Source organism: Microcoleus sp. w2-18bC1 (assembly GCF_036700365.1).
In the GTDB taxonomy this organism is placed as follows: domain Bacteria; phylum Cyanobacteriota; class Cyanobacteriia; order Cyanobacteriales; family Microcoleaceae; genus Microcoleus.
The window spans coordinates 69,416-94,100 of the sequence record NZ_JAUBOS010000004.1; the positions used below are offsets into that span (position 1 = coordinate 69,416).

A 24,685-nucleotide genomic window follows, 5' to 3' on the forward strand; every position below is an offset into this window, starting at 1 on the left:
ATTCATTTGCATAATTATTGTAGGGGCAATCCTCCCGTGGTTGCCCGATAGATAGGGGGTAGGCACTATTAGCATACCCCTACAAATTTATCTGAATCATTTAGGATTACTATATTTAAATGAAAACCCAAAAGTGTTGCGAGTCAAGAAGCAATATCAAAACTCAAAAATATGAGTTATTATAGGCGATCGAGAAACCCTTATATTTTTTTCTGGGGCTGTACAGTGCCTAATCGCATTCCTTTAATATCTCTGCTACTCGCACTCGGTTTGGGGGCAATGCCCCAGCCTGCTGTGGCACAGGCACTCCTGCCTTACACCCTGCAAATCGACTCGGCCCAACTCGAACAAACGGCCTTGAGCCTTGCAGAAGAAGCCGTCCAGCTAGCCAGACTCCAGCAGTACCAACTAGCGGTACCTAGAGCCGAACTCGCCACACAGTTAGCCCCCAAAAATGCTCAAACTTGGACTTTGTTAGGTAGCTTGTACCTTCAAGTCGAACAGTTTGACAAAGGCATTGAAGCTTTGGGGCAAGCTCAATCTCTGTCGCCAGAAAATCCATCAATTAAATTTGTCTTGGGAGAAGCTTACTTTCGGAAAGCGAACTACGAGAAAGCAGTTGAATATTTGCAAGCAGGATTAAAACTCAAACCAGACACTCCAGGTGCATTATTTGATTTAGGTAATGCTTTTTATAAGCTGAAGCGGTTTGATCAGGCGATCGCCCAATACGAAAAAGCCTTTGCTTTAGAAAAAAATCTTTGGCCTGCTGTCAACAATATCGGATTAGTCAAATACGAAATGGGAGATGTTGATAGCGCCATCAAACGCTGGCAAGAAGCGATCGTGATCGACGACAAAGCCGCCGAAGCAATGCTAGCTCTAGCAGTAGCATTCTACACCAAAGGTGACAAAGAAAAAGGCTTAGCGATGGGAGAAGCAGCTCTGAAACTCGACAAACGTTATGCTACCGTAGAATATCTCAAAGAAAACCTCTGGGGCGATCGTTTAATCGCAGATACGCAAAAGTTGCTAGCCACTCCCGAAATGAAAGCAGCACTGGCTAAAATTCAAGACGCCCCACCCCCTCCCCAAATGTCGCCTTAATTGTAGTTAAGTTTGTAGTGAGGACTTCAGTCCTCAAAGCTTTTTTTAACTGAGAACCAACTATCTTATTCACGACTAAGACCAAAAAATAGTTGAATGCGCTATCGGTAGGGGTAAGGTGCGCGCACAGCCCACCCTACAGATAGAGTTGGTGCGTAAGTTCTATTATTGCCAGGAAGCAGTCGCTGTCTTCCATTCTCCAATCGAAAATCTAAAATCTAAAATCTAAAATCGCATGACCCCCCTAAGCTGGACAGAATTAGAAGCCCTCACAGACTTTGAAGTCGATCGCACAAACGGTCCCACCAACGCCCAAGCCCGCTTGCGCCTATTCGGTAAAACCGAATCCGATGTGCGAGTCACTCTGTACCGCGATAACCATGCTTGGTGTCCCTACTGCCAAAAAATCTGGTTGTGGTTAGAAGAAAAACAAATCCCCTACCGTATTGACAAAGTTACCATGTTCTGCTATGGGGAAAAGGAAAGCTGGTACAAGCGCAAAGTGCCATCGGGAATGCTACCGGCGATCGAACTAGACGGCCGCATCATCACCGAAAGCGATGATATCTTAATCGCCCTCGAACGAGTCTATGGCCCCTTGGGTTTGGGCATGGAAAACCCGGCAGTAATACCCATGCGGCGGTTAGAGCGACTGCTGTTTAGGGCCTGGTGCTCTTGGCTGTGCTACCCAGCAAGTTCAGCGAAAGTAGAACAGCACAACCGCAACCAATTTATCAGCGTCGTCGCCCAGGTAGAAAAGGCTCTCGGCAGCACTCCGGGGCCTTATTTCCTCGATGAATTTGGCACTGCAGATGTCATCTTTACGCCCTACGTCGAACGGATGAATGCCAGTCTTTACTACTACAAAGGCTACTCGATGCGGGAAGAAAACCCGCGCTTTGCTGACTGGTTTGCGGCGATGGAAACCCGCCCTACCTATCGGGGCACTCAGAGCGATTTTCACACCCACGTCCACGATTTACCGCCTCAGATGGGCGGGTGTTATGAAAACGGCGAACCTCAGATGCTACTCAATAAAGCCCGCGTGGATAATGGGCCTTGGGCTGGACTGCCGGATGTGATGTATCCAGAACCGGAAACCTCCCGCGCTGAAGCACTTCACCGCGTCATTAAGCACCACCGCAATATCGTTCGAGTCAATCCTGCTGATGACAACTTATTTGATGAGGCTTTGCGTTGTGCTTTAACTTTGATGATGACTGGCGAAGTTTGTACGCCGCCGGCTGGTTCTGATGCGGCTTTGCGGTATTTGCGCGATCGGGTGAATGTGCCCCGCGATATGTCGATCTACGCGGCTAAGCGATTGAGGGAAGCGTTGGAGGAAACGGCGGCTTTGGTGGGTGATGGTCAAGGTTCTCCGATTCTGCTGAAGCATCGGCGAGATCAAGATCCGGCTAATTTTGTGTAGATAGTCTGGTAGATTTGCTCAAAGGTTTCTACAAACACGACATTACCAATTTGTAAGGTACGATCGGATTATTTCCTAAGCGGTTTCAGAGGCTATGGGTATGGTTTCAGTATCCAACAACCAACCAATTATTATTCGTACAGAGCGCGGACTGACAATTTCAGGTACGCGCATCACTCTCTATGATGTGATGGACTACCTGACGGCTCAATATCCCCCGAAGTTTATCCGTTCCTTGTTTGACTTAACAGAGGAGCAGATTAACGTGGCTTTATCCTACATTGAGGCAAATCGTGCAGAAGTCGAAGCAGAATATCAAATTGTTTTAAGGCAAGCTAAGGAAATTCAGCATTACTGGGAAGAACGCAATCGCGAACATTCAGCCCGCGTTGCAGCGATGCCACCCAAACCCGGTCGAGAGGCTCTTTGGGCAAAACTTCAAGAGCAGAAAGCCAAACACGAACTAGAAGCATGAATTTTCTCATCGATCGCAATCTCGGAGGTCATGCAGAGATTTTATTAGGAAATATTGCGAGTCAAGGCTGGTTAAATCTACTCCCAATTCGGGTTGTCACTTTCAAGCAGATGAATTTGTCGATCGACAGTAACGATCGAGTTGTTTGGCGACTTGCTCAGGCAAATCAGATGATTTTGCTTACTGCCAACCGCAGCATGAAGGGTGAAGACTCCCTGGAACAGGTGATCCGAGAAGAAAATACAGTGGATTCCCTTCCTGTGATTACGATTGGAGATGCCGATCGATTTTTAGCCGATCGAGTCTATCGAAATCGTTGTGTTGACCGTATTCTGGAAATCTTGCTGGATATCGAAACCTGGATGGGCGTTGGTCGTCTTTTTGTTCCGTAAGGTGAGCCAGCATCTGGCTAGTGACTTTCGCTCCCGATCGCCCCTGAAATTAACCCTTAGTAGTGGCGGTATAGCGATCGCTTAGTTTTTGGAGTGTCATATTTTCTTTGATCTCATCATGGGGAATTAAGACATATTTCCAAGGTTTGCCACCGTGCTTTAGCATATAGTCCGAAGCATATTGACACCATTGAACTGCGACATCTTTCTTAGCAAGCACTTGAGGATTGTCAATTTCATTTCGAGCTTTTGGTTCCAGCATATAGATAACTTCTTCTGTTTCAGCAACAAAATCTGGTTGATATTCTGGATAGTCTCCATGCCATTTGTAATAAAGCTGAAATTGTCCTTTTGCGGGTTTAAACCATTTGATTGCATCCCGTTCTAAAATCAGTGCTAGTATTCTTTCTGCTTCCGATTCAAATTTCTGTTCTCGATAGAGGCATTTGGAGAAGCCTGTAAACAGATATTTGGACATATTGCTTTTGTCTCGTGGCGAAGATTGATAATCAAGACAATTCTTAGCGTTTGTAGTGTAGGCGCTATCTTTTAATGCTGTAAAACCTTTACTGATTTCGACTTTATAACCTGTTGTTTCTTCCCAGAAATTTGGCTGCATTTCGCTATGGACAAAATTGGCAATTTCCCGTTGGTAAAAGCGTAAAACTTTGTGTGTATCTTCTTTGGATAAGTAGGTCATAAAATGACTGAGAACTTGACCCGCAAGGTCATAGAGTAAATCAGCGTGTTCGTCATAGGAAATATCATCGAAGTTGACTAAGTTTTTGACAATATAGTTTTCTAGCCGTGATTCTTCAAAGTTTTCTTTGATAATTCCCATGAATTCAACTTTATTCGTTGTTAGCGATTGAATATGTAATTCTTCTTGGGAGGGAACGGGATAATTTAAGCCTGTGACATCTAGGGCAAAAGACCTGAAACCAGATCGCACTTGCCCTTTAGGAATAACAAGAATCTTAGGAATATTGATGGTTTGCTGGATAACTAAATTCGTTGTTTTCGCAACGATCGCTTCAATATCTGGAGGTGCTATTACACCTTCAAGTTCCATTTGTGCGGGTTGATATTCTCTAGCTACGGCTTCGCGCACCCTTCCCTGAACTTTTGGGGATGCGAGATGGGCGGTGGTTGGGACTTCTTCGGGGCGGCTTTCAAGCTTTAGGATTTCTTGGTATGTAAGCTGTGCAATCTTTTGTTCTATAGGTGATTGAAATAGGGATTGTTGAATATTTTGGGGTTCTGTTTCACGTAAATTATCAGGTAAATTAATGGGTTGTTCGGGGTGAAGTCCTAGATTTTGGGCTAATTGCGATCGCGAAATTACTGTTTGTGTCTTTTGCTGTAAGTCTTCATCTGTGAGGATAATTTGTTTCAGGCGGATTTGGGATTCTGGGCGCTTTGCTTCATCGACAATTTCTTGAAACTTGTCATGGGCGACGATATTTAGGCGATCGACAATTTCTACACCTGTACGCATTCCATAGGGCAAACGCAAGCCCCGTCCAATAGATTGCTCGATCAGGATTTTAGAATTTGCGGCTCTCAGAGGGACAATTGTATAGAGGTTGGTGACATCCCAACCTTCTTTGAGCATATTCACATGAATTACAATTTCAGTAGGTTCATCGGTATGTTCTACTTTGAGCAATCGCTCTACCATTTCATCTTCTTGAGCGCCCGTTTTACTAGAATCAACTTGAATAACTTTATGTTTATAATTTCCTTCGGAAAACTCATCAGATTGAATGAGTTCCATGAGTTTTGAGGCGTGGGTAGTGTCACGGGCAATCACTAACAGAAAGGGTTTAACAATTTGTTTTCCAGTTTGAATAGCATAGGTTTCTAATTCAGCTTTAATATTTTCATGGAGATAGATGCCGTCTTCTAGTTTAAGACGCTCGATCGCCTCTGGTGACATTGCCCTAGGGTTAAAATCTTTGCGGGTGACGACGGCAGGATCTTTAACAAATCCATCCGTTATGGCACATCCGAGGGGATAGTCATAGATGACATTTTTGAATGCTACTGAACCTTTATTGGTTTCTACAAAGGGTGTGGCGGTAAGTTCTAGCCCCATTAATGGTTTTAATTCGTTAATAGCGCGAACTCCTGCTGATGCGCGATATCGGTGCGATTCATCCATTAGAATTACGAGGTCTTTTAATTGAGACAGGTAATCAAAATAGCTTTCGCCAATATATTCGGATAGTCGTTTAATTTTAGGGCTTTTACCGCCGCGTACTTCGGAGTTGATTTTTGAGATATTGAAGATATTGATTCTGCAAGAGGCAAAATCAGTGATGATGGATGACTTTTCGTAATTATCTCCCGTAATGATTTCTGGCACATCGATCGCAAATTCAGAGATACCCGTAAATACATACTTTGAGGTCTTGGGCGTAAAGTCGGTAATTAGTTTATTATAAATGGTTAGGTTTGGGGCAAGGATCAAAAAGTTTTTAATCTTATGTTCTAGGTATAAGTAACTGATAAATGCGCCCATGAGTCGAGTTTTGCCAACACCTGTGGCTAGGGCGAAACATAGAGAGGGGAATTCGCGCTCGAAGTTAGTCAACGTTGGGAATTCTTTTTTGAGGGCGACTAAAATTGTTTCTGTATCTGTGATGTCTGGGAGGGAGAAGAGTTCACAAATGCGATCAAGAATTTCTAAAGATTGGCGCTGGGGATGGCGCAGACTGAGACGATTAGAAATATTATTAACCAGTTTATTTATCATAGGTATCCATGTCAAATAGTGTTAGTTGTCCGAACTTTGGGGGAGCTTTTGGCAAGTTTTCAATTTTGAGGCTGTAATCATCATGTCCCCATTCACACCGTGAAAGGATTTGTTTAGGAATTTTTTTAACGGTGAGGTTTGGGAATATGTCGGTTTGGCCTCGAAAGGCGGTACATAAAACAAGTAGGGTGCGCTCTTGTCCTACTTCATCTGCAAGTTTAGATAGTTGTTCGTGACTAAAATTTTGGGTGGTGACATAGATAAAGTCGCTTTCGGTGGAGTAGCCATGTTGCCAATAGAAGGTGTCTGAGGGTGCGTAGGTGAAACCTTCGATTTTGCAGAGTGCTTCGGCAAGCATGGCGGCGTTATAGGTTTTGTTGATCACCCAATTACCCCATTTGTCTTTTTCGAGTAGGGATGGTGCAAGACGATAGTAACGAAACCCACCGCCACCTTTCCAGTTAAATGCTTTAGTAATTCCCCCTCGATCTTCGCCATCAATTACTTTTTTGAGTCGGGGAATGATATGAGTATGACAATGTTCGCCGAGTTCAATCATGATCCAGCGTCTTCCCATTTTCTGCGCGACTGCGCCTGTTGTTCCTGAACCTGCGAAGGAATCAAGAACTAGATCCCCTTGATTAGTAGCAATTTGAAAAACTCGGTGTATTAGTTGTTCAGGTTTTGGTGTGATAAAGTCATCTACTAAAGAAGATGTGTTCAACAATTCACGAATTTCTTTCCGAGCCGCATCTGTATGACCAGCAAACTCATGGCTCCAAAATGTTTGGGGTACAATACCCTGATTTTTAAGTTTATGTATATAACGTTTGAAGGAAGGAGTTTTAGAGAGTCCATCCTTTCCCCAGTAAACTAAATCATCTTGAATATGTTCTGTGTGTTTTTCTTGAGAATAAGCCCAAACTCTTGTACGACTTGGAAAAATTTCTTCCCCAGTATGAGGTTGAATTATAGGATAGTAAAGATTAGGTCGTTCTTCAATACTTTTATTACAGGTATAATCGCTGATTCGGAAAATCCCCTGCTTGTCCTGATAGCGATACTGTCGATCTTTATCTTCGCTACGCGGCAAAAGATTTCGTTCCCACTGGTCTGACTTTCTAAAAACCAATAAATGATCGTGCATAGGAGCTATCGTCTTGTGATCATTCGCAACCGCATATTTTTTTTGCCAAATTACATTAGCAACAAAGTTGGAACGCCCAAAAATTTCATCACACATCACTTTTAAATAATGCGCTTCATTATCATCAATTGTGATCCACAGCGATCCATCTTCTGATAATAAACGTCGAATAATCTCTAAACGATCACGCATTAAACCAAGCCAGATCGAATGTTCCACGCCATCATCATAATGTTCAAAAGCTGAGCCTGTATTATATGGCGGATCGATAAAAACACACTTAACTTTTCCTGCAAACTCAGACTCCAAAGCCTTGAGAGCCAACAAATTATCCCCAAAAATTAAGCGATTATCAAAAATATCATTTTTCCTCACCTGATGAGCAGCATGATAAGATATTTCTGGATCTTCCAGCAAAATTCGCGGCTCCAGCTTGGGGCGAATATCCTTACCAATCCAGGTTAATTCTAGTCTCTGCTTCTTAGTCATAATTAATATCTATCTCACAAGTTAAACTGTAGGTATATTCGGATTTATAGCCAGAGCATCCCTGCGATCTAACTCCTGCATCACTTCACTCGTTAAAGGCTTAACATCTGTGATATTCCTAAAAATAGCAAGATATCCCTTATTATCACTAGCAAATCGAGATTCAGCAACAGTGTAAACAATTTCAGCAAGCTCTAACCCAATTCGTGAAAATTGCATTTTATCATCCTCAGATAAATTAAGTTCATGCTTATTCAGCAAAGCTTTATAGCGTCTTCCAAGAATATCCAGAATAAAAAATATACCATGCTTATAAAACTTCTTTTGTTGACCTGTTGCAGCATTTTCTGAAGCCAAAAAAATTTCCTCCAGATATTGAAATATTCGCACATAACGACACAGCGTAACTCCTGAAAGCCCATCACTAAACAATATATCATAATAACGCTTATAAAGCTGACTAATTTCTCTCTTGGCTGCAACCACTATTTCCGTATCACCGCTAAAACAAGCAAGGGCAACGGCCGCCTGTTCAATCGTAATCGCATCCTGACTCCGCTCCGCCGATGGTCGATATTCATAAACAATATTCGATACCATACATTCCTGTCGCAAACGTTCTTGATTGGAATCTAACGCGGCAAAATAAACATCGCGCACAGCATTTTGCGTATTTCTTGCCCCAGTAATTTTTTCGCCAATATTATCAGTCTCCGTCCCCACTTCAATAATTGTAACTAATAACTTTGCATCACCAGATATTGAGCCACTAGCCTGATAAACAGAAGCGATTGCTCCTACCGTTTGCGCGCCATTTACGACGGAAAAATCTTTTAAAGTAAATTGAGTTGATTCCTGTTTATGTCCTGATGGCAGACTAATTACCGAACAAGTAATGGTCAGACCATTGTTGAGATAAAATAGTTCAGATGGTTGATCTTTGACAGTTTCCGCAATCGCTAAGTTAACATTTTCTGCACCTAGATAATAACGGATATTTTTCTCAAAAAGCGACTTATTATGCTGTTGATATAAAGATGCAAGTTCTGAAGCCTTAACCAATCCATAAAATGCCCTACGCGGCTGATCTAAACAATGCCAGTTTTCCAAGGTCAAGACTACATCAACAGGGGCAATCGCTTGTTTTGCTGTCAACCAACCATGTGTTATGCTAATATTTAAATCTTGCCATTCAAAACGTTGATCGAACTGATTCAGTTCACTTTTTAACTGATCAAGATCCGTAATCACATGAGAACTCAGGCTTTCATCAAGATATATATTACAGCCAACTATTTTTACCCCGTTAGTATTTAAAGCATCTTCAACATCTTGCTGCAACCGCGCAAAGCCATCATTAAATTTCTGAAAACGTTGATGGACTAAATCTCTAATCCCATCACAAAATTTTTTATTATCACCCATATTTGGAGCATTCCCAGCCTTAGCCTGCACCAACAAAAGCAAATTTTTCATCCGATCGAAATAAATGGCATCAATCCCATTGTCATTTTCCCCATTGACAATTGAGTTAGCCGCTTGAGCAGGGGTAAGATCGGCAAGATTGGCGATCGCAAATGCAGCCAAAGAACGACTCAATCGATTTTTTTCATGTTGCTCTGGTGTCCAGTTCCTCTGAAGCTGCGCGGTCATTTGAAAATAATCCTGCTTTAGTACCTCAATGATTTGAGTCTTTTTGGCATGGGTATTCGGCTTAGGCATTGAGCGATCATTAATATTTTAATTTTTTCTAGGAGCGGTAAAAAGTTAAGCTTAAAAACTTAACTTTTTACTGACTGATATTTAAGCAACCTCTACGAAAACACCGCTTCGAGCAAACTCCTCTTCTTCAGGACTAAAGACAGGAGCTTGATCCACAAGGTCAGGGTCAAAGTAATATGTCTCTTGTAGGAATTGTCCGGTGACGATCGCCTCCTCCAACTCCTTGATGTAATCTTGGGCAACTAAGCAGGCCTCCTTGATGCCTTCCTCATCGCGCTTATCCAACAGCTTTTGCAAAGTTGCTCTCACCCCTGTCAGTCGTGCCGCGGGCTTGAGCATACCGTAGAGGCGGTACATCCGATCGGTCGCAATGCTAATGTGTTTGAGCGCGTTGGCTCGTGCTAGCTCAGAGTCAATGCTGGGCCAATAACGAGTGGTATAAAATGCTTTCTCATCCTTGTGATACCACTCCTCCGATCGCGCAATTGATGAGGAGACAGTATTGTGCAACTTCCAGAAGAATAAGCGCAGGGAATCGCCATCTACTACGGTGGACAACTTCGCCTCCATTGATACCTCAAAGTTATTCAGACGCGGATCGCGCCCAAGCACGAGGTACTCCACAGGGTACATTTCCACCTCTTTATTCTGCACGACGTAGGCGTTGAGGTGGTGGCGGCAGTAGGGGCAGGGATACATAGTGGCAAACAGCTTGAAAAAGTCCTTGAAGATTGCCACCAGAGTTTTTTGCTGTTGGGGGGTCTTGGTAGAGACGATTTCAGCCGTAGTGTGGAAGAAACGCCACACCGCAGGGCCAATATAGTAAGGGAAGCTGACGCGCATTTGTGAATTCTTTATTTCACTGCGATCGATATAAACGTCAATGAACGATACATATTGCGAGAGTTCGCCCGACTCGCGCCCAAACTCCAAGCGTTCCCGCCGTTTCTGTACCCCATTCAGGTAGTTGTGCGTCAAGCGCCATGCCTGTTGAAGCATCAGCTTCTGTTTTGGAGCGCATTTGGGAAAGCCTTCTGCAACATCCGCCCCATAACGTCCAAATTCCCCTGACGTTTTAGTGGCTTCGTACCACTGGTTTAAAGCTGCTTCGTCAGCCACCGTATTCAAGGGGATGTCTGCTGCTGTGCTGACGCTGAAGGCCGCTAGCAGCTTCGGCATAAAGTCCTCATACCAATATGCCACTGGCATCATCGCACCATCGATTTCTTCTGAGGCATCCGAGAGAATGACGCGGTTCCACTTCTTCAGGTACTCTTTTGGATCTCCTTCAGATTTGGCTGGTGGCGGTGCCATTTCCTCACTCAGTTCCATTTTTCTCAATCGGTTGAGTTCGTTGATTGCCAGCACACCCTCCGCGATGTCACGCAAGTTGAGACTCTTCTTCTTGATGGTGATGGCAAACTCGACTCCTGCAGCAAACTTTTCCTTGGCTGTTGCAGACTTACCTCGCGCCTCCAACATGGCTTTTTGTTCTGCCAACATTTCTGGAGTTTTTTCTATAGTCTTCCAGTTTTTGATGCGATCTTGTAGTCGGGCATATTCATCTTCGAGCGATTTAACTACTGCATCCAATAAAGGGTTGCACGCCGACTCTACTACACCTAATCCTTTATAAAGCCCGATCGCACTCCTGACAAATTGCACAAAATCAGCGATTCTGTATGGCAAGTTTCTCACGCGCAGGTGAGTCTCGTGGTTGGCAGAGAAACTCTCGCGGAAGCAGCGGTAGGCTGCTCCCTGGATCAGACGAAACAAACCAATCTGCATCTGCAAGCGGGACGTACCGCGCTTCTTCTCAGCTTGTGGGTGTTGGGCGAGTAGTTCTTTTAGCCGCGCTATTTCTGGATTGCTATCGGTGGGTGCTTCTTCTAGATTAGGTTCAATAGTGGCAGAAGCTGCCTCATTGATAGCAGTTGCTGTAGTTGCGATCGCAGCCGCTGTACTGTCTGAAATCTCGGTTGTCTGTGTACTGACAACCGGAACCGGCGAGTCTTGATATCCTGTTGTGATCTCTGACTCATCCGGTACCAGTTTGCAGAATTCCTTAAAGTCTATTGAGGCATCGCCGTCATGATCTACCTCTTTGATGATCTCATCGAGTTCTTGCTCTGTCAGCCCAAACTGGCTCATCACACCCTGCAGCTCGTTTTTAGTGATTTGACCGCTGCCATCCTCATCAAATACACTAAATGCCATTTTGAGACGACTCTGGCGATCGCCCTGCTGGGACACCATCAGCATTTTGAATTCATCAAAATCTATACTGCCCGACAAGTCTACGTCCACTTCTTTGATCATGTCACGCAGCTCGGTTTCGTTAGGACTCTGGCCTAGCGATCGCATTACTTGACCCAGTTCTTCTGATGAGACAGCACCGCTCCCGTCCGCGTCAAATACTTGGAACGCTTCCCATAACTTTGCCACATCTTCTTCAGTCATGGCTTTTTTTTCAAGCTGCACAGATGTCATAACTAAATTTTCCCTGAGTTTTTTATTTTATGTCTATTGATTATGACCAATATACTTTAATTCCTGATGACTTACGCAACGGTATCCTCAAATCCAAGGGGGTTGCCGATATCTCCCACTTTGGCTTGTGACAGTATATCTATCAGTTTTATATTACTCCCAGTAATTTTCCCAATCATCCTTAAAAGCTTGCTGCAATCTCTGCATATACGCATCAGTCTTAATCTTCACCATCCACAGATTATTAGCATTGCGGCCTCCCTTGCACACAACACCTTCATCCACACCGTATTTACCCTGGCGAATATCATCCATAAACTTGCCCGTCAGTTTGCCACGATAAATCACTCGCGCAATATTTAATTTACCAAAATCCTGAATAAACCGATCGGGAACAACCATACCGCGATCGGTTTCCACATCAAAAAGCACCAATTGTTTGCGATCGTCCTTTTGGTGCATTCCCGCAAACGAGCTAGCACCAAAAAACTCTGTAAACACAGTAATTTCAGGGCAGTGATACTGTTCGTTATCTCGAAATATAGACTCTAAGGGACTAGCAAAGTCTCTTTTAAATATTTCCGGTGCTTCTTCTAAACCTGGATGTGCAGCATTAAATTCTGCAATTCCCATCTCATCCAAATCAAATCTACTGCGGCGCGTACCAAAAGCATACCAACCCAGTTCAACTTCCCAAACCCAATGCAAATTAGTGCCATCGTACTTCTCAAAAGCTACACATTGTTCGTTAGGGCAATTTTTACTATCTGGAATTTTGGGATAGGCAAGTTGAACTCGTGTCATATAGAGGAAGGAAGTTCGGCAACGGATTGTGTAACGGATGTAACGGATGTAACGGATGTAACGGATGTCAGTCCGAGGGAAGAAGGAAGAAGGAAGAAGGAAAGGTTTTTTAACAGTTTTACCCCTTCCTCTTCACTTCTAAAAATCTTGCAATTGAGCAGTTTGAACGGCGACTTCTTTAATCTGGGCACCGCGGCGCACCTTCAGTTTTAGAATTTGACCGATTTCACTGTTGTCCACCAAACTTTGCAACTGTTCGGCCTCAGTCACTCCCTCACCGTCAATTTGAACTATCACATCCCCTTTGCGAATCCCTGCTTTCTCAGCAGGCGTATTTGGCACAACTCGCATCACTAACACTCCGTTAACTTCCGGGACAATCAAAGGAGCATTGGGGTCAGAATTATTCTCTCTAGCCATTTCAGGAGTCAAAGCAATCATCTGAATCCCCAAAAACGGATGGCTGACTTGTTCTCCCTTGGCTAACTGCGCGTAGATGGCCTTGGCTTTGGCGATCGGAATCGCAAAGCCAATACCCATTGCGTCGGCTCGAATCGCCGTGTTGATGCCAATCACTTCTCCTCTGCTATTTAACAGGGGGCCGCCGGAATTGCCGGGATTGATGGCGGCGTCGGTTTGAATGAAATCAAGGCGCTTGTCGGGAATGCCGACGGCTGCACTAGAGCGTTTGAGGGTGCTGATAATGCCCAAGGTGACGGTGTTGTCAAATCCGAGGGGGTTGCCCACGGCGATCGCCCAATCTCCCACTTTCACCGCGTCGGAATCTCCCAAGATGGCAGTCGGCAAGTCTAATTGCTTAGTATTAATTTTGACAACAGCCAAATCTGTTACTTCGTCAGTACCTTGCACTTCTCCTGGAAATGTCCTGCCGTCGTTTAAGGTGACAGTCACTCGATCGGCTTTGTCAACTACGTGAGCGTTGGTTAAAACAATCCCGCTTTTGTCGATGATGAAGCCCGAACCTTGACCGCGTAAGCGTTCTTGTCTGGGGGTCATGCTCCGTAAATCTTCTCCCAAAAATCTGCGGAAGAAGGGGTCTTCCATTAAAGGGTCGAGGTTGCGACTGACAGTGCGCTCGGTATCAATACGAACAACTGCTGGCCCGACTCGATCGACAGCCGCCGTCACAAAACTGCCAGTATCCGCCGGGAGTTCCGAGCTCCGCAGCGCTAACGGTTGCGGATTCCGGGGAGTGGCCGGGGAACTCTGAAACTGTAAGTTGGGCGGATTTGTGCCATCAGCGGCGACAGCGGGTGCAGCATTGATTGTTAACGCACTCAGGGCGATCGTCATTCCTAAAATTAGGGCGAACCAACGAGCACCGATTCGAGGTGCGGGCCGAAAAAACTTAAATAGTCGCATAGCGTCAATCTTTGTTAGTCTGGGTTAGTCTGGTAAAGGTGTGCGATCGTGCGGACTCAATAATCTGCCATTATGAAGATCCTAAATGTATTTAGACAGTTACAATACATGAGTCACGAGCCCGCACCAACTCAACATATTCTGAATTCTAACTTTTAAAAATTTCTCTCGTAACCCCAATGATTATATCTGATACTTCTACTGACAAATCCTTGCCCTCAAATTCCCACCACCACCATCACGACGATCAATCAGTCCACCCTCACCATCACGATGAAGAATCGATGCGACGGCTGGTAAATCGCTTGTCTCGGATTGAGGGGCACGTCCGCGGCATTAAAACAATGGTTCAAGAAAACCGTCCCTGTCCCGAAGTTCTGGTGCAAGTTGCTGCGGTGCGAGGCGCGCTCGATCGCGTAGCGAGAATCATTCTTGACGAACACTTAACCGAGTGCATTGCCCGAGCCGCTAAAGAAGGTAATATCGATACGGAAATCGAAGAATTGAAAGCGGCTTTGGATCGGTTTTTGCCTTAGCCACTGCCAATTTTTCCATCCATATAACAAAACTTGCAAATTAGACAAAACTTGCAAGTTATGCTTTCTAACCAATTTTTTAAGCATCTTTCACAAACGCGGGAAAAGCATCAAATCTTCTCCCCTTCACCCCATTGCCACAACATACAATTTATATGCTCCGCAGTTTATGAGAGCGAGTTTTGTTAAAAAAGAATTAGTCCGGTTTGTCGTGATGACGCAACTCCTCAAAATCTTCAAAAGCTGACGGCAAACAATTAGATAATCGGTGCTTAATCCTACGTGGTATGAACAGTCTAGACTTTCGTCAGCTTAGCTTTGAGCTGGTATCTGACTGTTGCGTAAACGGCTTTATAGGAAGCCTCGATGCTATATTCCTGCTGCAACCACTCTTGAATTTCTCCATAGCTTTTAAAGCCTTTATGGGGGTCGCTGAGGCGCATTGCCAAACTAGCGCGTGCCAGCGGAGGAATGGCCGGCTTGCGGCCGCCGCTGTGCTTTGTTTCGAGGAGTCCTTCTAGTCCATCAGATCTGTACTTTCTCAGCCACCGCTGCACTGTAATTCGATTTACCCCAATGGTCATTGCCAATTCTTTAACTGTCTTAACATGACAAATTTTGAACAGGTAAAGTGCTTGAATTTTTTGAAAGCCGCTTGCCGTTTTTTGTTCAGTTAACAGGTTTTTTAGCTCTTCACTTGTCTCTGTGATGCTAAGTTTACATACTCCAGCCATATCAATTACCTCACGATTCGCGTTCTACAATACCTTTGTTTGACAAGGGAGCGAAAGCTGCTCCTATCCTAAATGCTGACCTTTTGTTTGCCCTGAAGCAATACAAAAGCGATCGTTCTCATTAAACTTTTTCCTTCCTGGAGGCAGTCAGACGCTCAGAAACCGGATTATTTTAACCTGGAGCAAGGTTGCCATGATTTTTTTGGGTAAAAAACCCGGTTTCTGGATCATTTTTGTATTTGATGGACAAGCGTCATTGCTAATAGTGATAGCAGTGAACCGCTCGACTGTAACATTACCGGCAATAGGTGACTCTTAAGGAATACCATTTATTCTCTTATTGTTAAACATTTATCATGGTTTTCCTGGTATTTATTGGTATTTTTTGCGAACGTATAAGCGATTTTTAGCCATTAGGTGCTAGCAAACAGGGGAATGTCTGTACACCAGCGATCGCATTTTTCTACAGACATTTCCCTCGCCCCCGAAGTACATTTTTGGCTTTCGCTGTGCGAAAAATCCTTAGATCTCAGCACTCTCATCGGTCAGAGCGCGTAGCGCCGAGTGACCTTGCAACCGACTTTCTTGCCGCGGGCAAGTATCCGTGAAACTACTGGCTTTATCGCCAATTTAGTAAAACACGACAAGGGTGGCATTGTCAATTTATCAGCATTACAGTATAAGTATGGGCTATTTTTGCCCGCCTGCTGTGATCGAAAGCAAAGTTTCTATGTGATACTACTAGCTTTTTTTTGTGATCTAGGTCACACGCTTACTCAGTAAGCTCAACTACCCATAAAAAGTTATGGCTGGGATCGGAGTTTCCACGTAGAATCTTTGGGCTTTAGTTAGGAAGTGCGATCAAACTTGTTGTTAAAATTTTTAAATTTTAATTGGTAACCAAAGGGAAAAGAGAATGCAGCTTTGTCCTTCACCCTCACCAAACCATCTAATTTATACTCAAACCTTGCAGATTGAGGGAAGTTTCACCCAGGGTGTGAATATTTCAGAATCTAAAATTGCAGAACATCCGGTGCAACCAGCTTGCTGACAGTATTCTTCATTTAAAAGGTGTAGAGAAGCCACAATGAACGTTGACGAACTGCTCAAGCTATACGCAATAGGAGAAAGAAATTTTAGCGGGGTCTACCTGCACGAGGTCTACCTCTACGAAGCAGAATTGATTGGAGCCAATCTGTATGAAGCCGACCTGATTGGAGCCAATCTCAGCAAAGCCAAACTCAACAGAGTCAACTTTGGCAAAGCCAATTTGTGCAAAATTAATTTGAGCAAAGCAGACTTAGGTGGAGCCGACCTCACAGAAGCACTTTTACTTGAAGCTAACCTGAATCGAGCTGAGTTGATGGGAGCAAATCTCAGCAAAGCAGACTTGAGCGGAGCTTCCCTGATCCAAGCAACATTAATTGGAGCCAACATATCTCGCGCAACACTCGGCCGTGCAGACTTGCACGGAGTAAATCTTTACGGAGTAAACTTGCGTAGGGCGGTGCTCACAGAATGCGATTTAATTGGCGCAAACTTGAGTAAAGTAGACCTTAGCGGAGCCGACTTAATGGGGGCGAGTCTAATTAGGGCAGACTTGACTGAAGCGATTTTAAGTGCGTCAGACTTAAGCGGAGCAAACCTGTTGGGAGCAAACCTTACAAAAGTCAACCTGAGCGGAGTATATCTTAAGGGTACAACGATGCCCGACGGCACGATTCACGACTAATTTATTTGTTAATTTTTATGGTTGCCGAGAACAGCGGCTAAAGGGTAATGAGCTTTTCATTACCCTAATTTATTGGCAGCGAAATCTTTATTTGACACTAAGGTAAGGCCGAGAACTTCAATGTAGGGTGCTGATGGCGCACAGAACTCCTACATACGCCAAGTCAAAGATTTGTTGGGTGAACTTGTGTTATGGTGATTTTCAATTGCTTCGAGAAAAGCTATTTTAGATTTAATATTTTGGATTTGGGACGGTTAAAATGAAACTCAGAATCCTCGCTGCTGCAACGCTGCTGAGCGCGATCGCCCCGATCGCTCCTGCACCCGCCGAGAACATCCAACACACGCAACAATTACTAGCCACCCGACAGTGCCCCAACTGCGACCTCAGCAGTGCGGGCTTGGTTTTAGCCAATTTAACCGGAGCCAATCTCAAAGGTGCTGACTTAAGGTTGGCTAACCTCAGTCGAGCCAACCTTACCGGGGCTGACCTCAGCGGTGCCAACCTCAGCGGCACCAGCCTGTTTGGCGTCAACCTGACGGGGGCCAACCTCAGCGGTGCGAACCTCAGCGGTGCTGACTTGAGAAGTGCCTATCTCAGCGACGCCAATTTGCAAGGCGCTAATTTAACTAACGCGCAACTGCTCGGAGTTAGAGGAATGCCAACCAATATCGGCACCGCTGAAGACTTCTACCGGTTGGGAGTGCTGGAAGCTCAAGCAGGAAACTACAGAAACGCCATTGATTATTACAATCAAGCGCTGAATCTGAAATCGGATTTAGCCGCCGTTTATTTTGCGCGCAGTATGTCTCGCGCTGACTTGGGAGACTTCGCCGGCGCGACTCAAGACGCTGCAATAGCAAACAAACTCTTTGCAGATCAAGGAAATCCCCAAGGTCAGGAGTTGTCAAAGCAGTTAGGCGAAGCCATTGTTGCACGCCAAAAGCCTACGGAACCCCGCACTTCCAGCCGCGGCGACTTTATGAGTCTTCTCGGTTCGATCGGTTCTGTGCTGGTGAAGCTAATCTTGCCTTGACAAGCGAATTTCAAAGGTGGTACCCGCCACGTGATTTATCCGTGGAATCAATCCAAAATCGAAAATCGAAAATCCTCCAGCCCCCGCATTTATTCGTGGGGTCGCCTCTAAAATCTAAAATCTAAAATCTAAAATCTAAAATCGATTGACGGTTGCCTAATTCAGGGGAATCTCGATCCAGAACTCTGTACCATGACCGGGTACAGAAACACATTTAAGTACGCCTTGGTGTTTCTCAACTACAATTTGGTAACTGATAGACAGTCCTAAACCCGTGCCCCGACCGACGGGTTTAGTAGTAAAAAATGGATTAAATATGTGAGAGATTAACTCTTTGGGGATGCCGTGACCATTGTCGGCAATGCAAATTCCTACCGTTTTTTCATCGATTAATTCAGTGCGAATCCGAATGCAAGGGGATGGGAAATCAGGAATCAAACACTCGGTGGTGGCATTTATATCTCCTGACTCGATAGGCCGTATTTGGGAGCTTAAATGTGTAGCTGCTGCACTTGCCGCTTTCAAGGGAAGATTCATAACTCGCTCTTTTTTTCCCATTTCTAGGGCGTCAAGGGCATTACCGATCAGATTCATAAATACTTGATTGAGCGAGCTGGCATAGCATTCTACTAAGGGCAAATTGCCGTATTCTTTAATGATTTCTACGGTGTTGTGATCAGAATTGGCTTTGATCCGGTGCTGCAAAATCAACAGGGTACTGTCAATGCCGTCGTGAATGTCAACGGCTTTTTTCTCGGCTTGATCGCTCCTGGAAAAATTACGCAAAGATACAACTAACTGGCGGATGCGCTCAACTCCGACTGTCATGGAACCCAAAATTTTTGGCAAATCTTCGGCAAGAAATTCGATGTCGATTGCTTCGGAGCACTCGCTAATTTCTGGGTTGGGATTGGGGTAGTGCTGGCGGTAGAGTTCCACCAAGCAGAGTAAATCTTTGGTGTATTCGCTGGCGTGGGACAGATTGCCGTAGATAAAGTTAACGGGGTTATTGATTTCGTGGGCGACTCCGGCCAGGAGTTGTCCGAGACTGGACATTTTTTCGGTTTGAATCAGTTGGGCTTGGGTATTGTGCAATTCTGTGACTGTTTTAGCTAGCTGTTCGGCTTTTAATCGATCGGCAGTTGCTGCATTGAGACTTTCTTGATAAAGTTCTGCTTGGTGAATGGCGATCGCAGCTTGAGCCGCTAAATGTTGCAGCAATTCCTGTTCTGCTGTGTGCCAAACTCTCGGTCCCGAACACTCATGAGCAATCAGCAACCCCCACAATTGGGAATCTTTGCCTCTCATGGGTACAATTAAACTTCCTCTCACCTGCAACTCTTCCAAAAATTCGCGGTGACAGGGTGTTAAATCCTCAGTATAAATATCATTAATTGCTCGCACCCGTCCGGCTCGATAAAAGCAGTCTGAGCCTTCGGGAAAGCATTCTTTTGGAGATGTGATACCTAAAATGGATCGCCACTCGCCACAAACAGCTTCGACAACTACCTCGCCCTGTTTGTCGGCCGCAAATTGGTAGATTACCGTGCGATCGGTATCCAACAAAACTCTGACTTCTCGCACAATAGTTTGCAGTATGATCTTTAAATCTAAGGTGCTGCAAATCTGGTCTCTAACTCGAGTCAATACTTTGGCAAAGTCCAAGGATTTTTGCAATTGGGCGGTGCGTTCTTGAACTTGGCGCTCCAAGTTGGCATTTAGGGTCTGCACTTCTTTATAAAGAACGTACTGCCCAATTGCCGAACAAAATTGGCTGCCTATAGCTAAAGCTTGCTCAATTTCCTCGTACTTCCACTCGGGCGACTGACCTTTTTTTATTTCTCGCCAGACTTCAAAGGATTGTCGGGGAAGGGTTTGTGCAGCGCTGGTGTCAAAGCGCCCCGCCCACATTTTTTCGGTATCAATTGCATTACGAAAAATGGTCAAACAGCCAACTACTTGTTGTTTGTAGTGGAGGGGAATTACCAGCAAACCCCTAATTTTAGTAGATTGGAAAGCGGGAACTAAAACTCTAAATAGAGGTTCTTTGTATAAGTCAGTAATTATCAAAACTGGGAATTGACAGTTAGTAAAAATTGAAATTTTGGGAAGTTCTTCAGGATTTTTAAATCCTTTGGTTAGCCATTCCTGCCAGAGGAGGTGAGCTTCGAGCGCCTTAACTTTTTCCCAGTTGGGAAGTGTCGGTTGTTCTCCTGTGGTGAACAGTTCAAAGGTAGCATCACTGTGGGCCGGGGCAATTGGCAATCCTCCTTCAATATTGGGAGGGGATAAATTTTCACCGTTGATTTTCGGCGGGTTGAGATAGAGTCGGCCACCGCTGCCGCCCAAAGCGGTGACGGTGGCTTCTAAACCCTGTTGCAGTTGAATGTTTTCGTGACCATATAACAGGGCTGCTATGCTGCTCACGGTAGCTTCGCGGGCGGCTTGAGAGCGGGTTTGATCGAGGAGGAGCGCGTGGGCTATAGCGCTAGATAATTGATCTGATACGAGCTGAACTACTTCTAAATCTGCTGGTGAAATATTGAGGGGCGCGGAGTGGTGAGACACTAAAAGTCCCCACAGTTCGATGTGAATTTTTTGATTATTTCCTGGCTCGTATCGAGTCAGACACGTCGCGGCCTCGCAAATATCTGTTTTGCTGTTTGGCGAGGCGATCCTGCGGTGCAAAATCGGCACGACTAAGGAAGATTGCACTCCCATTGCCATCAGGTAAGCTGTGTGGCAAGGATCGAGCGATCTGTAGTGCATCTCTTCCTTTACTAAAGGTTGACCGGTGTCTGCAGCATCGAGGGGACTCAGGACGATCGTCCCTGAGTTAACATCTATTATTGTCCGCTGGCGCAAAGTGACATACATTTCCCTGGCGCTCGCGGGAATGTCGTCTGCTGGAAAGTGCAGCCCTTTCAAGGAAGGGAGATGGTTGTTATTAATTGACTCAGCAACAACTTCTCCGCTGCCGTCAGCACTAAACCTGTAAATCATAATGCGATCTGTTTTCAAAAAAGACCGCACTTCTGCTACCGTACTGGTTAAAATATCTTCTAATTCTAGAGATTGGCGGATGCGTTCTGTTATCCGCCGTATCAAAACTTCTCTGTCTAGTTTATAATGTAATTCTTGCGTATTTTCTCTGAGTTGCATAAATCTCCTTTTGTACTTATACAATGATAATAAGAAGTTTTGATGTGCTGTTGGATCGTTCAAACTCAAATGCCTCACCCTGAGTTTTTGACTCAACCGATCTGTACAATTAATGGCTAGGGCAACGTAGACAGACGACGGTGTATCGCCTCTGGCGCACTGGCGTAAGGAAAATCTGCGATCGCGCCAGTTTAATCCTTGCCTTCAACAGGCAGAGCGAGTTAAGCAAATAATTATTATTATTTTAATGCTCTTATAAAATTCTCGCAATCTTAAACTTTCACTATGAAAATTCTTCATTGTTAGGATAACTTGACATTTGTTGTATAACTTCATATAATGATAATTAACGAAAGAATTTGAGTTTCTCTCAGCGCCCCTGGCCCTGATTAATTTCTTGGCGCACGCTCATCAGAATTTTACCCAAATGATTTTGACCGGTTCTGTCGCAGCCACACCCCCAGTAGTAATCCGTTGGCGAATCCTCGACAATCACTCGATCCCCTGTGGCAAGAAGAATAGCTTGAATGTCTGTATGAGTGAGAAACTTAGTTAAAACTGCTTCGCGCATAATGGAAATTTTCACTGCTTCCCAATCAGCACGAATCCGGTGCTTGGGATCGCGACCTAACTTAGCGGCTTCTTGAGGAGTTGCTACGGCTTGAATCGCCGCCACTAATCTTTTATCTGTGCTGACAAATTTTTGGGCTTGATAGTAATGTTCCACAGTCAACCAATATTGACCGTGCAGAGAAATGTCGTGTAGTGAAAAATTAGAAAAGCAGCCATAAGGCTCCTCTACTTTATAAAAATAAATTATCATTTGATTTTAGATTTTAAATTTTACAGGATTTAGGCAAAATCCAATTATCTAGGGTGCTTAGGGGCGCACCTTACCGCTATTGGGAATGAGGAATTGAGAATAAGGAATTGGAATTTAAGAAGATTCTCTCTTCTTTCTTCCCTCAAAATCCATGCGTTAAATCCGTTGCCGAACTTCCTTCGTTCTAAAACGGCATCAGCTTTTTAAGAGCGCGGTTAGCGATATCGGCATAACGCAGTTCGCCACACAAAATTTTGCTCATCAACTGAGTAGTCATCGGCAATTTGACCCCCGCTCTGTAAGCAGCTCCTGTAAACTGATAGAATGCTATAGCCAAGCGACTGGCCCAAATCATATGAGTGTTCCATTCTTGGGCGATCGATTGAGTGTACGGCTCCTTAGCGTCGTCGGCAGCTCCAAGAACTCGATCGATCGCCTCAGCAACCTTAAATCCGCTAACAATGGCAGGACGAATTCCTTCAGCGGACAACTGGTAATGGGTGATTGGTCATGGGGCAGGAGGAATTGGTAAGTTAATGAGTGTTAAATCTTGAGTTTTTAACTCACAACTCACAAATCATTAAGCGTCTGCTCGTTGTTGGCGGCCGTATCTCGGCAATCTCAAAACTCTTCCTATTCCCCCTGCCCAATTTCCCATTCCCTAAACAGTCGTGATATCTTTCTCTTTGGCTGCCAAAACTTCTTCTATTTTGGCAATGTACTTGTCCGTCAGCTTTTGAATTTTATCTTGCAAGTCGCGGGATTCATCTTTAGAGATATCGCTGCTTTTTTCCTGCTTGCGAATCGAGTCAACGGCATCGCGGCGGATATTGCGAATTGCAACTTTACCTTCTTCAGCAAACTTACTGGCCATTTTGACAAATTCTTGGCGTCTGTCGCTCGTCAGCGGCGGAATGTTCAAGCGAATAACTGAACCGTCGTTGTTGGGAACGAGTCCTACATCGGACAGGGAAATTGCTTTTTCGATCGAGGTAAGCGCTGTACGATCGAACGGTTGAATGGTGATCGTAGTCGCATCCGGGGTGCCGATGTTGGCAAGGGATTTGATCGGAGTTGGAGAGCCGTAGTAGTCTACCATGACTCGATCGAGGAGGGAGGCGTTGGCCCGTCCCGTCCGAATAGTATTAAAAGACCGTTGAGTAGCCTCAACTGCCTTTTGCATATGATCTTCTGATTCAGCTAACTTCACAAAAACCTCCGACAAGAGTTCCAATAGATTCTCCCATTACAGCTCGGTAGATGTTGCCCGACACCGAGAGGTCAAATACCATAATAGGAATATTATTTTCTTTGCAAAGGGCGATCGCCGTACTGTCCATCACCCGCAAATCTTGATTCAAGACGTGGGCATAGGTGAGGGTTTGATACCTGCGCGCGTTGGGGTTGAGGTGGGGGTCGGAATCGTACACCCCATCTACCTTAGTAGCTTTAAAAATCACCTCTGCATCAATTTCAGCAGCCCGCAAAGCGGCTGTAGTATCAGTAGTAAAAAAAGGGTTGCCAGAACCGGCACCAAAAATCACTACTCGTTTTTTTTCTAGGTGGCGAATTGCCCGCCGCCGGATGTAGGGTTCAGCTACTTCTTGCATGGCGATCGCCGATTGCACTCGCGTTGGCACTCCTGCTTGTTCCAGAGCATCCTGCAAAGTGATAGCATTCATCACCGTAGCAATCATGCCCACATAATCAGCCGTTGCCCGATCCATCCCTGCCGAAGCAGCTTTCACCCCGCGAAAAATGTTGCCGCCACCGACAACAATCGCGATTTGAATGCCTTGGGACACGACTTTGGCCACTTCCTGGGCGATCGACTGAACGACTATCGGATCGATGCCGTAGCCCAAGCTGCCCATCAGCGCTTCACCGCTGAGCTTCAGCAAAACTCGCTGATATACCATCCCCATGCCGCCACTATTTTTTTACTCTTTTTGCCTCCACCATAAGATAGCAGTACGGGTGCATTTTGAACATCAATTGCCCGGAACAGACCCAAAAGTCTGTTCCGGGCAATTGACTGAGAACGGTTGACTAAATTTAATCCTTGGGGACGAAATTAAGAGCAGCAGAATTCATGCAGTAACGCTGACCCGTAGGTTTCGGGCCGTCGTTAAATACGTGACCGAGATGAGCGTCGCAAACAGCGCACAGTACCTCTGTTCGGCGCATGAACAAGGTATTATCCGACTCGCACTTGACATTTTCTTCGCTAACTGGAGCGTAGAAACTCGGCCAACCGGTACCGGAATCGTACTTGGTTTCTGATTTAAATAGCTCAGTGCCGCAGCAAATACACTTATAAATTCCGGTTTTTTTGTTGTCGTGATATTCGCCGCTAAAAGCTCTTTCCGTTCCTTTTTTGCGGGTGACTTTAAATTGTTCTGGCGTGAGTTGTTGTTGCCATTCTGCGTCGGTTTTTTGAACTTTCTGAGTCATGATTTGATGTTT

The 24,685-nt window shown here is 44.9% G+C and carries 21 protein-coding genes; 8 read left to right on the top strand and 13 right to left on the bottom strand.

Annotation, left to right across the window (positions count from 1 at the left end; genetic code table 11):
* Positions 1 to 225 precede the first annotated feature (225 nt).
* The 4 genes from QT979_RS04245 (at position 226) to QT979_RS04260 (ending at position 3,403) form a co-directional block, all read left to right on the top strand.
* Positions 226 to 1,107, top strand: a complete 882-nt coding sequence (locus QT979_RS04245; protein ID WP_445304751.1) for a tetratricopeptide repeat protein — start codon at positions 226 to 228, stop codon at positions 1,105 to 1,107.
* Between the two features lie 235 nt (positions 1,108 to 1,342).
* On the top strand, positions 1,343 to 2,536 hold the full coding sequence (locus QT979_RS04250) for a glutathione S-transferase family protein (RefSeq protein WP_333308343.1): 1,194 nt from the start codon (positions 1,343 to 1,345) through the stop codon (positions 2,534 to 2,536).
* 100 nt (positions 2,537 to 2,636) lie between these two features.
* On the top strand, positions 2,637 to 3,011 hold the full coding sequence (locus QT979_RS04255; protein WP_333145425.1) for a DUF433 domain-containing protein: 375 nt from the start codon (positions 2,637 to 2,639) through the stop codon (positions 3,009 to 3,011).
* Positions 3,008 to 3,403: an ACP S-malonyltransferase gene (locus tag QT979_RS04260; protein WP_333236718.1), complete on the top strand. Its 396-nt coding sequence runs from the start codon at positions 3,008 to 3,010 to the stop codon at positions 3,401 to 3,403. Before QT979_RS04255 ends, QT979_RS04260 begins: the two co-directional genes overlap by 4 nt.
* 49 nt (positions 3,404 to 3,452) lie before the next feature.
* Here QT979_RS04260 and QT979_RS04265 read toward each other — a convergent pair whose 3' ends face one another.
* The 6 genes from QT979_RS04265 to QT979_RS04290 all read right to left on the bottom strand — a co-directional run bounded on the left by QT979_RS04265 (position 3,453) and on the right by QT979_RS04290 (position 14,196).
* Complete coding sequence (locus tag QT979_RS04265) at positions 3,453 to 6,161, bottom strand: DEAD/DEAH box helicase family protein (RefSeq protein ID WP_333308345.1); 2,709 nt, start codon at positions 6,159 to 6,161, stop codon at positions 3,453 to 3,455.
* Entirely contained in the window at positions 6,151 to 7,797 is a 1,647-nt protein-coding gene (locus QT979_RS04270) for a site-specific DNA-methyltransferase (RefSeq protein WP_333308347.1), read from the bottom strand. Before QT979_RS04270 ends, QT979_RS04265 begins: the two co-directional genes overlap by 11 nt.
* 21 nt (positions 7,798 to 7,818) lie before the next feature.
* Positions 7,819 to 9,519 (bottom strand): AIPR family protein, encoded by a 1,701-nt coding sequence (locus QT979_RS04275; protein ID WP_333308348.1) that lies wholly within the window; start codon positions 9,517 to 9,519, stop codon positions 7,819 to 7,821.
* An 81-nt stretch (positions 9,520 to 9,600) separates the two neighbouring features.
* The gene (locus tag QT979_RS04280; protein ID WP_333308350.1) at positions 9,601 to 12,009 is read right to left on the bottom strand and encodes an EF-hand domain-containing protein; all 2,409 of its coding nucleotides are present in this window, start codon (positions 12,007 to 12,009) and stop codon (positions 9,601 to 9,603) included.
* A gap of 153 nt (positions 12,010 to 12,162) precedes the next feature.
* The gene (locus tag QT979_RS04285; RefSeq protein WP_333308352.1) at positions 12,163 to 12,813 is read right to left on the bottom strand and encodes an RNA ligase family protein; all 651 of its coding nucleotides are present in this window, start codon (positions 12,811 to 12,813) and stop codon (positions 12,163 to 12,165) included.
* Positions 12,814 to 12,951: 138 nt separating this feature from the next.
* Complete coding sequence (locus QT979_RS04290; RefSeq protein ID WP_333308354.1) at positions 12,952 to 14,196, bottom strand: HhoA/HhoB/HtrA family serine endopeptidase; 1,245 nt, start codon at positions 14,194 to 14,196, stop codon at positions 12,952 to 12,954.
* A 179-nt stretch (positions 14,197 to 14,375) separates the two neighbouring features.
* Between QT979_RS04290 and QT979_RS04295 the strand changes: the two genes are divergently transcribed.
* A complete protein-coding gene (locus QT979_RS04295; RefSeq protein ID WP_333084317.1) occupies positions 14,376 to 14,732 on the top strand; it encodes a metal-sensitive transcriptional regulator in 357 nt (118 codons plus the stop codon).
* A 296-nt stretch (positions 14,733 to 15,028) separates the two neighbouring features.
* Here the strand turns inward: QT979_RS04295 and QT979_RS04300 are convergent, their stop codons facing one another.
* Complete coding sequence (locus tag QT979_RS04300; RefSeq protein ID WP_333084315.1) at positions 15,029 to 15,466, bottom strand: helix-turn-helix domain-containing protein; 438 nt, start codon at positions 15,464 to 15,466, stop codon at positions 15,029 to 15,031.
* A 435-nt stretch (positions 15,467 to 15,901) separates the two neighbouring features.
* On the opposite strand from QT979_RS04300, the gene QT979_RS04305 reads away from it, so the two are divergent.
* The 3 genes from QT979_RS04305 (at position 15,902) to QT979_RS04315 (ending at position 18,234) form a co-directional block, all read left to right on the top strand.
* Complete coding sequence (locus QT979_RS04305) at positions 15,902 to 16,024, top strand: hypothetical protein (protein WP_333208990.1); 123 nt, start codon at positions 15,902 to 15,904, stop codon at positions 16,022 to 16,024.
* 529 nt (positions 16,025 to 16,553) lie between these two features.
* Complete coding sequence (locus QT979_RS04310) at positions 16,554 to 17,198, top strand: pentapeptide repeat-containing protein (protein WP_333208993.1); 645 nt, start codon at positions 16,554 to 16,556, stop codon at positions 17,196 to 17,198.
* Positions 17,199 to 17,457: 259 nt separating this feature from the next.
* Complete coding sequence (locus tag QT979_RS04315) at positions 17,458 to 18,234, top strand: pentapeptide repeat-containing protein (protein WP_333208995.1); 777 nt, start codon at positions 17,458 to 17,460, stop codon at positions 18,232 to 18,234.
* A gap of 156 nt (positions 18,235 to 18,390) precedes the next feature.
* Here the strand turns inward: QT979_RS04315 and QT979_RS04320 are convergent, their stop codons facing one another.
* The 6 genes from QT979_RS04320 to msrB all read right to left on the bottom strand — a co-directional run bounded on the left by QT979_RS04320 (position 18,391) and on the right by msrB (position 24,673).
* Positions 18,391 to 21,396 (bottom strand): GAF domain-containing protein, encoded by a 3,006-nt coding sequence (locus QT979_RS04320; RefSeq protein ID WP_333308356.1) that lies wholly within the window; start codon positions 21,394 to 21,396, stop codon positions 18,391 to 18,393.
* Between the two features lie 370 nt (positions 21,397 to 21,766).
* Positions 21,767 to 22,219 (bottom strand): NADAR family protein, encoded by a 453-nt coding sequence (locus QT979_RS04325; RefSeq protein WP_333308358.1) that lies wholly within the window; start codon positions 22,217 to 22,219, stop codon positions 21,767 to 21,769.
* A gap of 184 nt (positions 22,220 to 22,403) precedes the next feature.
* Complete coding sequence (locus QT979_RS04330; RefSeq protein WP_333308360.1) at positions 22,404 to 22,709, bottom strand: hypothetical protein; 306 nt, start codon at positions 22,707 to 22,709, stop codon at positions 22,404 to 22,406.
* A 171-nt stretch (positions 22,710 to 22,880) separates the two neighbouring features.
* Positions 22,881 to 23,429, bottom strand: a complete 549-nt coding sequence (gene frr / locus QT979_RS04335) for a ribosome recycling factor (protein ID WP_333209003.1) — start codon at positions 23,427 to 23,429, stop codon at positions 22,881 to 22,883.
* A complete protein-coding gene (gene pyrH, locus QT979_RS04340) occupies positions 23,416 to 24,144 on the bottom strand; it encodes a UMP kinase (RefSeq protein ID WP_333076369.1) in 729 nt (242 codons plus the stop codon). Before pyrH ends, frr begins: the two co-directional genes overlap by 14 nt.
* A gap of 130 nt (positions 24,145 to 24,274) precedes the next feature.
* Positions 24,275 to 24,673, bottom strand: coding sequence for a peptide-methionine (R)-S-oxide reductase MsrB (gene msrB / locus QT979_RS04345; RefSeq protein ID WP_333209004.1), 399 nt, complete (start codon positions 24,671 to 24,673; stop codon positions 24,275 to 24,277).
* Between the last annotated feature and the right edge of the window lie 12 nt (positions 24,674 to 24,685).

Bases quoted from the DNA above. Each gene is read 5' to 3' on its own strand.
- QT979_RS04250 (WP_333308343.1), top strand. From the start codon at position 1,343: ATGACCCCCCTAAGCTGGACAGAATTAGAAGCCCTCACAGACTTTGAA.
- QT979_RS04255 (WP_333145425.1), top strand. From the start codon at position 2,637: ATGGTTTCAGTATCCAACAACCAACCAATTATTATTCGTACAGAGCGC.
- QT979_RS04260 (WP_333236718.1), top strand. From the start codon at position 3,008: ATGAATTTTCTCATCGATCGCAATCTCGGAGGTCATGCAGAGATTTTA.
- QT979_RS04265 (WP_333308345.1), bottom strand. From the start codon at position 6,161: ATGATAAATAAACTGGTTAATAATATTTCTAATCGTCTCAGTCTGCGC.
- QT979_RS04270 (WP_333308347.1), bottom strand. From the start codon at position 7,797: ATGACTAAGAAGCAGAGACTAGAATTAACCTGGATTGGTAAGGATATT.
- QT979_RS04275 (WP_333308348.1), bottom strand. From the start codon at position 9,519: ATGCCTAAGCCGAATACCCATGCCAAAAAGACTCAAATCATTGAGGTA.
- QT979_RS04280 (WP_333308350.1), bottom strand. From the start codon at position 12,009: ATGACATCTGTGCAGCTTGAAAAAAAAGCCATGACTGAAGAAGATGTG.
- QT979_RS04285 (WP_333308352.1), bottom strand. From the start codon at position 12,813: ATGACACGAGTTCAACTTGCCTATCCCAAAATTCCAGATAGTAAAAAT.
- QT979_RS04290 (WP_333308354.1), bottom strand. From the start codon at position 14,196: ATGCGACTATTTAAGTTTTTTCGGCCCGCACCTCGAATCGGTGCTCGT.
- QT979_RS04295 (WP_333084317.1), top strand. From the start codon at position 14,376: ATGATTATATCTGATACTTCTACTGACAAATCCTTGCCCTCAAATTCC.
- QT979_RS04300 (WP_333084315.1), bottom strand. From the start codon at position 15,466: ATGGCTGGAGTATGTAAACTTAGCATCACAGAGACAAGTGAAGAGCTA.
- QT979_RS04305 (WP_333208990.1), top strand. From the start codon at position 15,902: ATGTCTGTACACCAGCGATCGCATTTTTCTACAGACATTTCCCTCGCC.
- QT979_RS04310 (WP_333208993.1), top strand. From the start codon at position 16,554: ATGAACGTTGACGAACTGCTCAAGCTATACGCAATAGGAGAAAGAAAT.
- QT979_RS04315 (WP_333208995.1), top strand. From the start codon at position 17,458: ATGAAACTCAGAATCCTCGCTGCTGCAACGCTGCTGAGCGCGATCGCC.
- QT979_RS04320 (WP_333308356.1), bottom strand. From the start codon at position 21,396: ATGCAACTCAGAGAAAATACGCAAGAATTACATTATAAACTAGACAGA.
- QT979_RS04325 (WP_333308358.1), bottom strand. From the start codon at position 22,219: ATGATAATTTATTTTTATAAAGTAGAGGAGCCTTATGGCTGCTTTTCT.
- pyrH (WP_333076369.1), bottom strand. From the start codon at position 24,144: ATGGGGATGGTATATCAGCGAGTTTTGCTGAAGCTCAGCGGTGAAGCG.
- msrB (WP_333209004.1), bottom strand. From the start codon at position 24,673: ATGACTCAGAAAGTTCAAAAAACCGACGCAGAATGGCAACAACAACTC.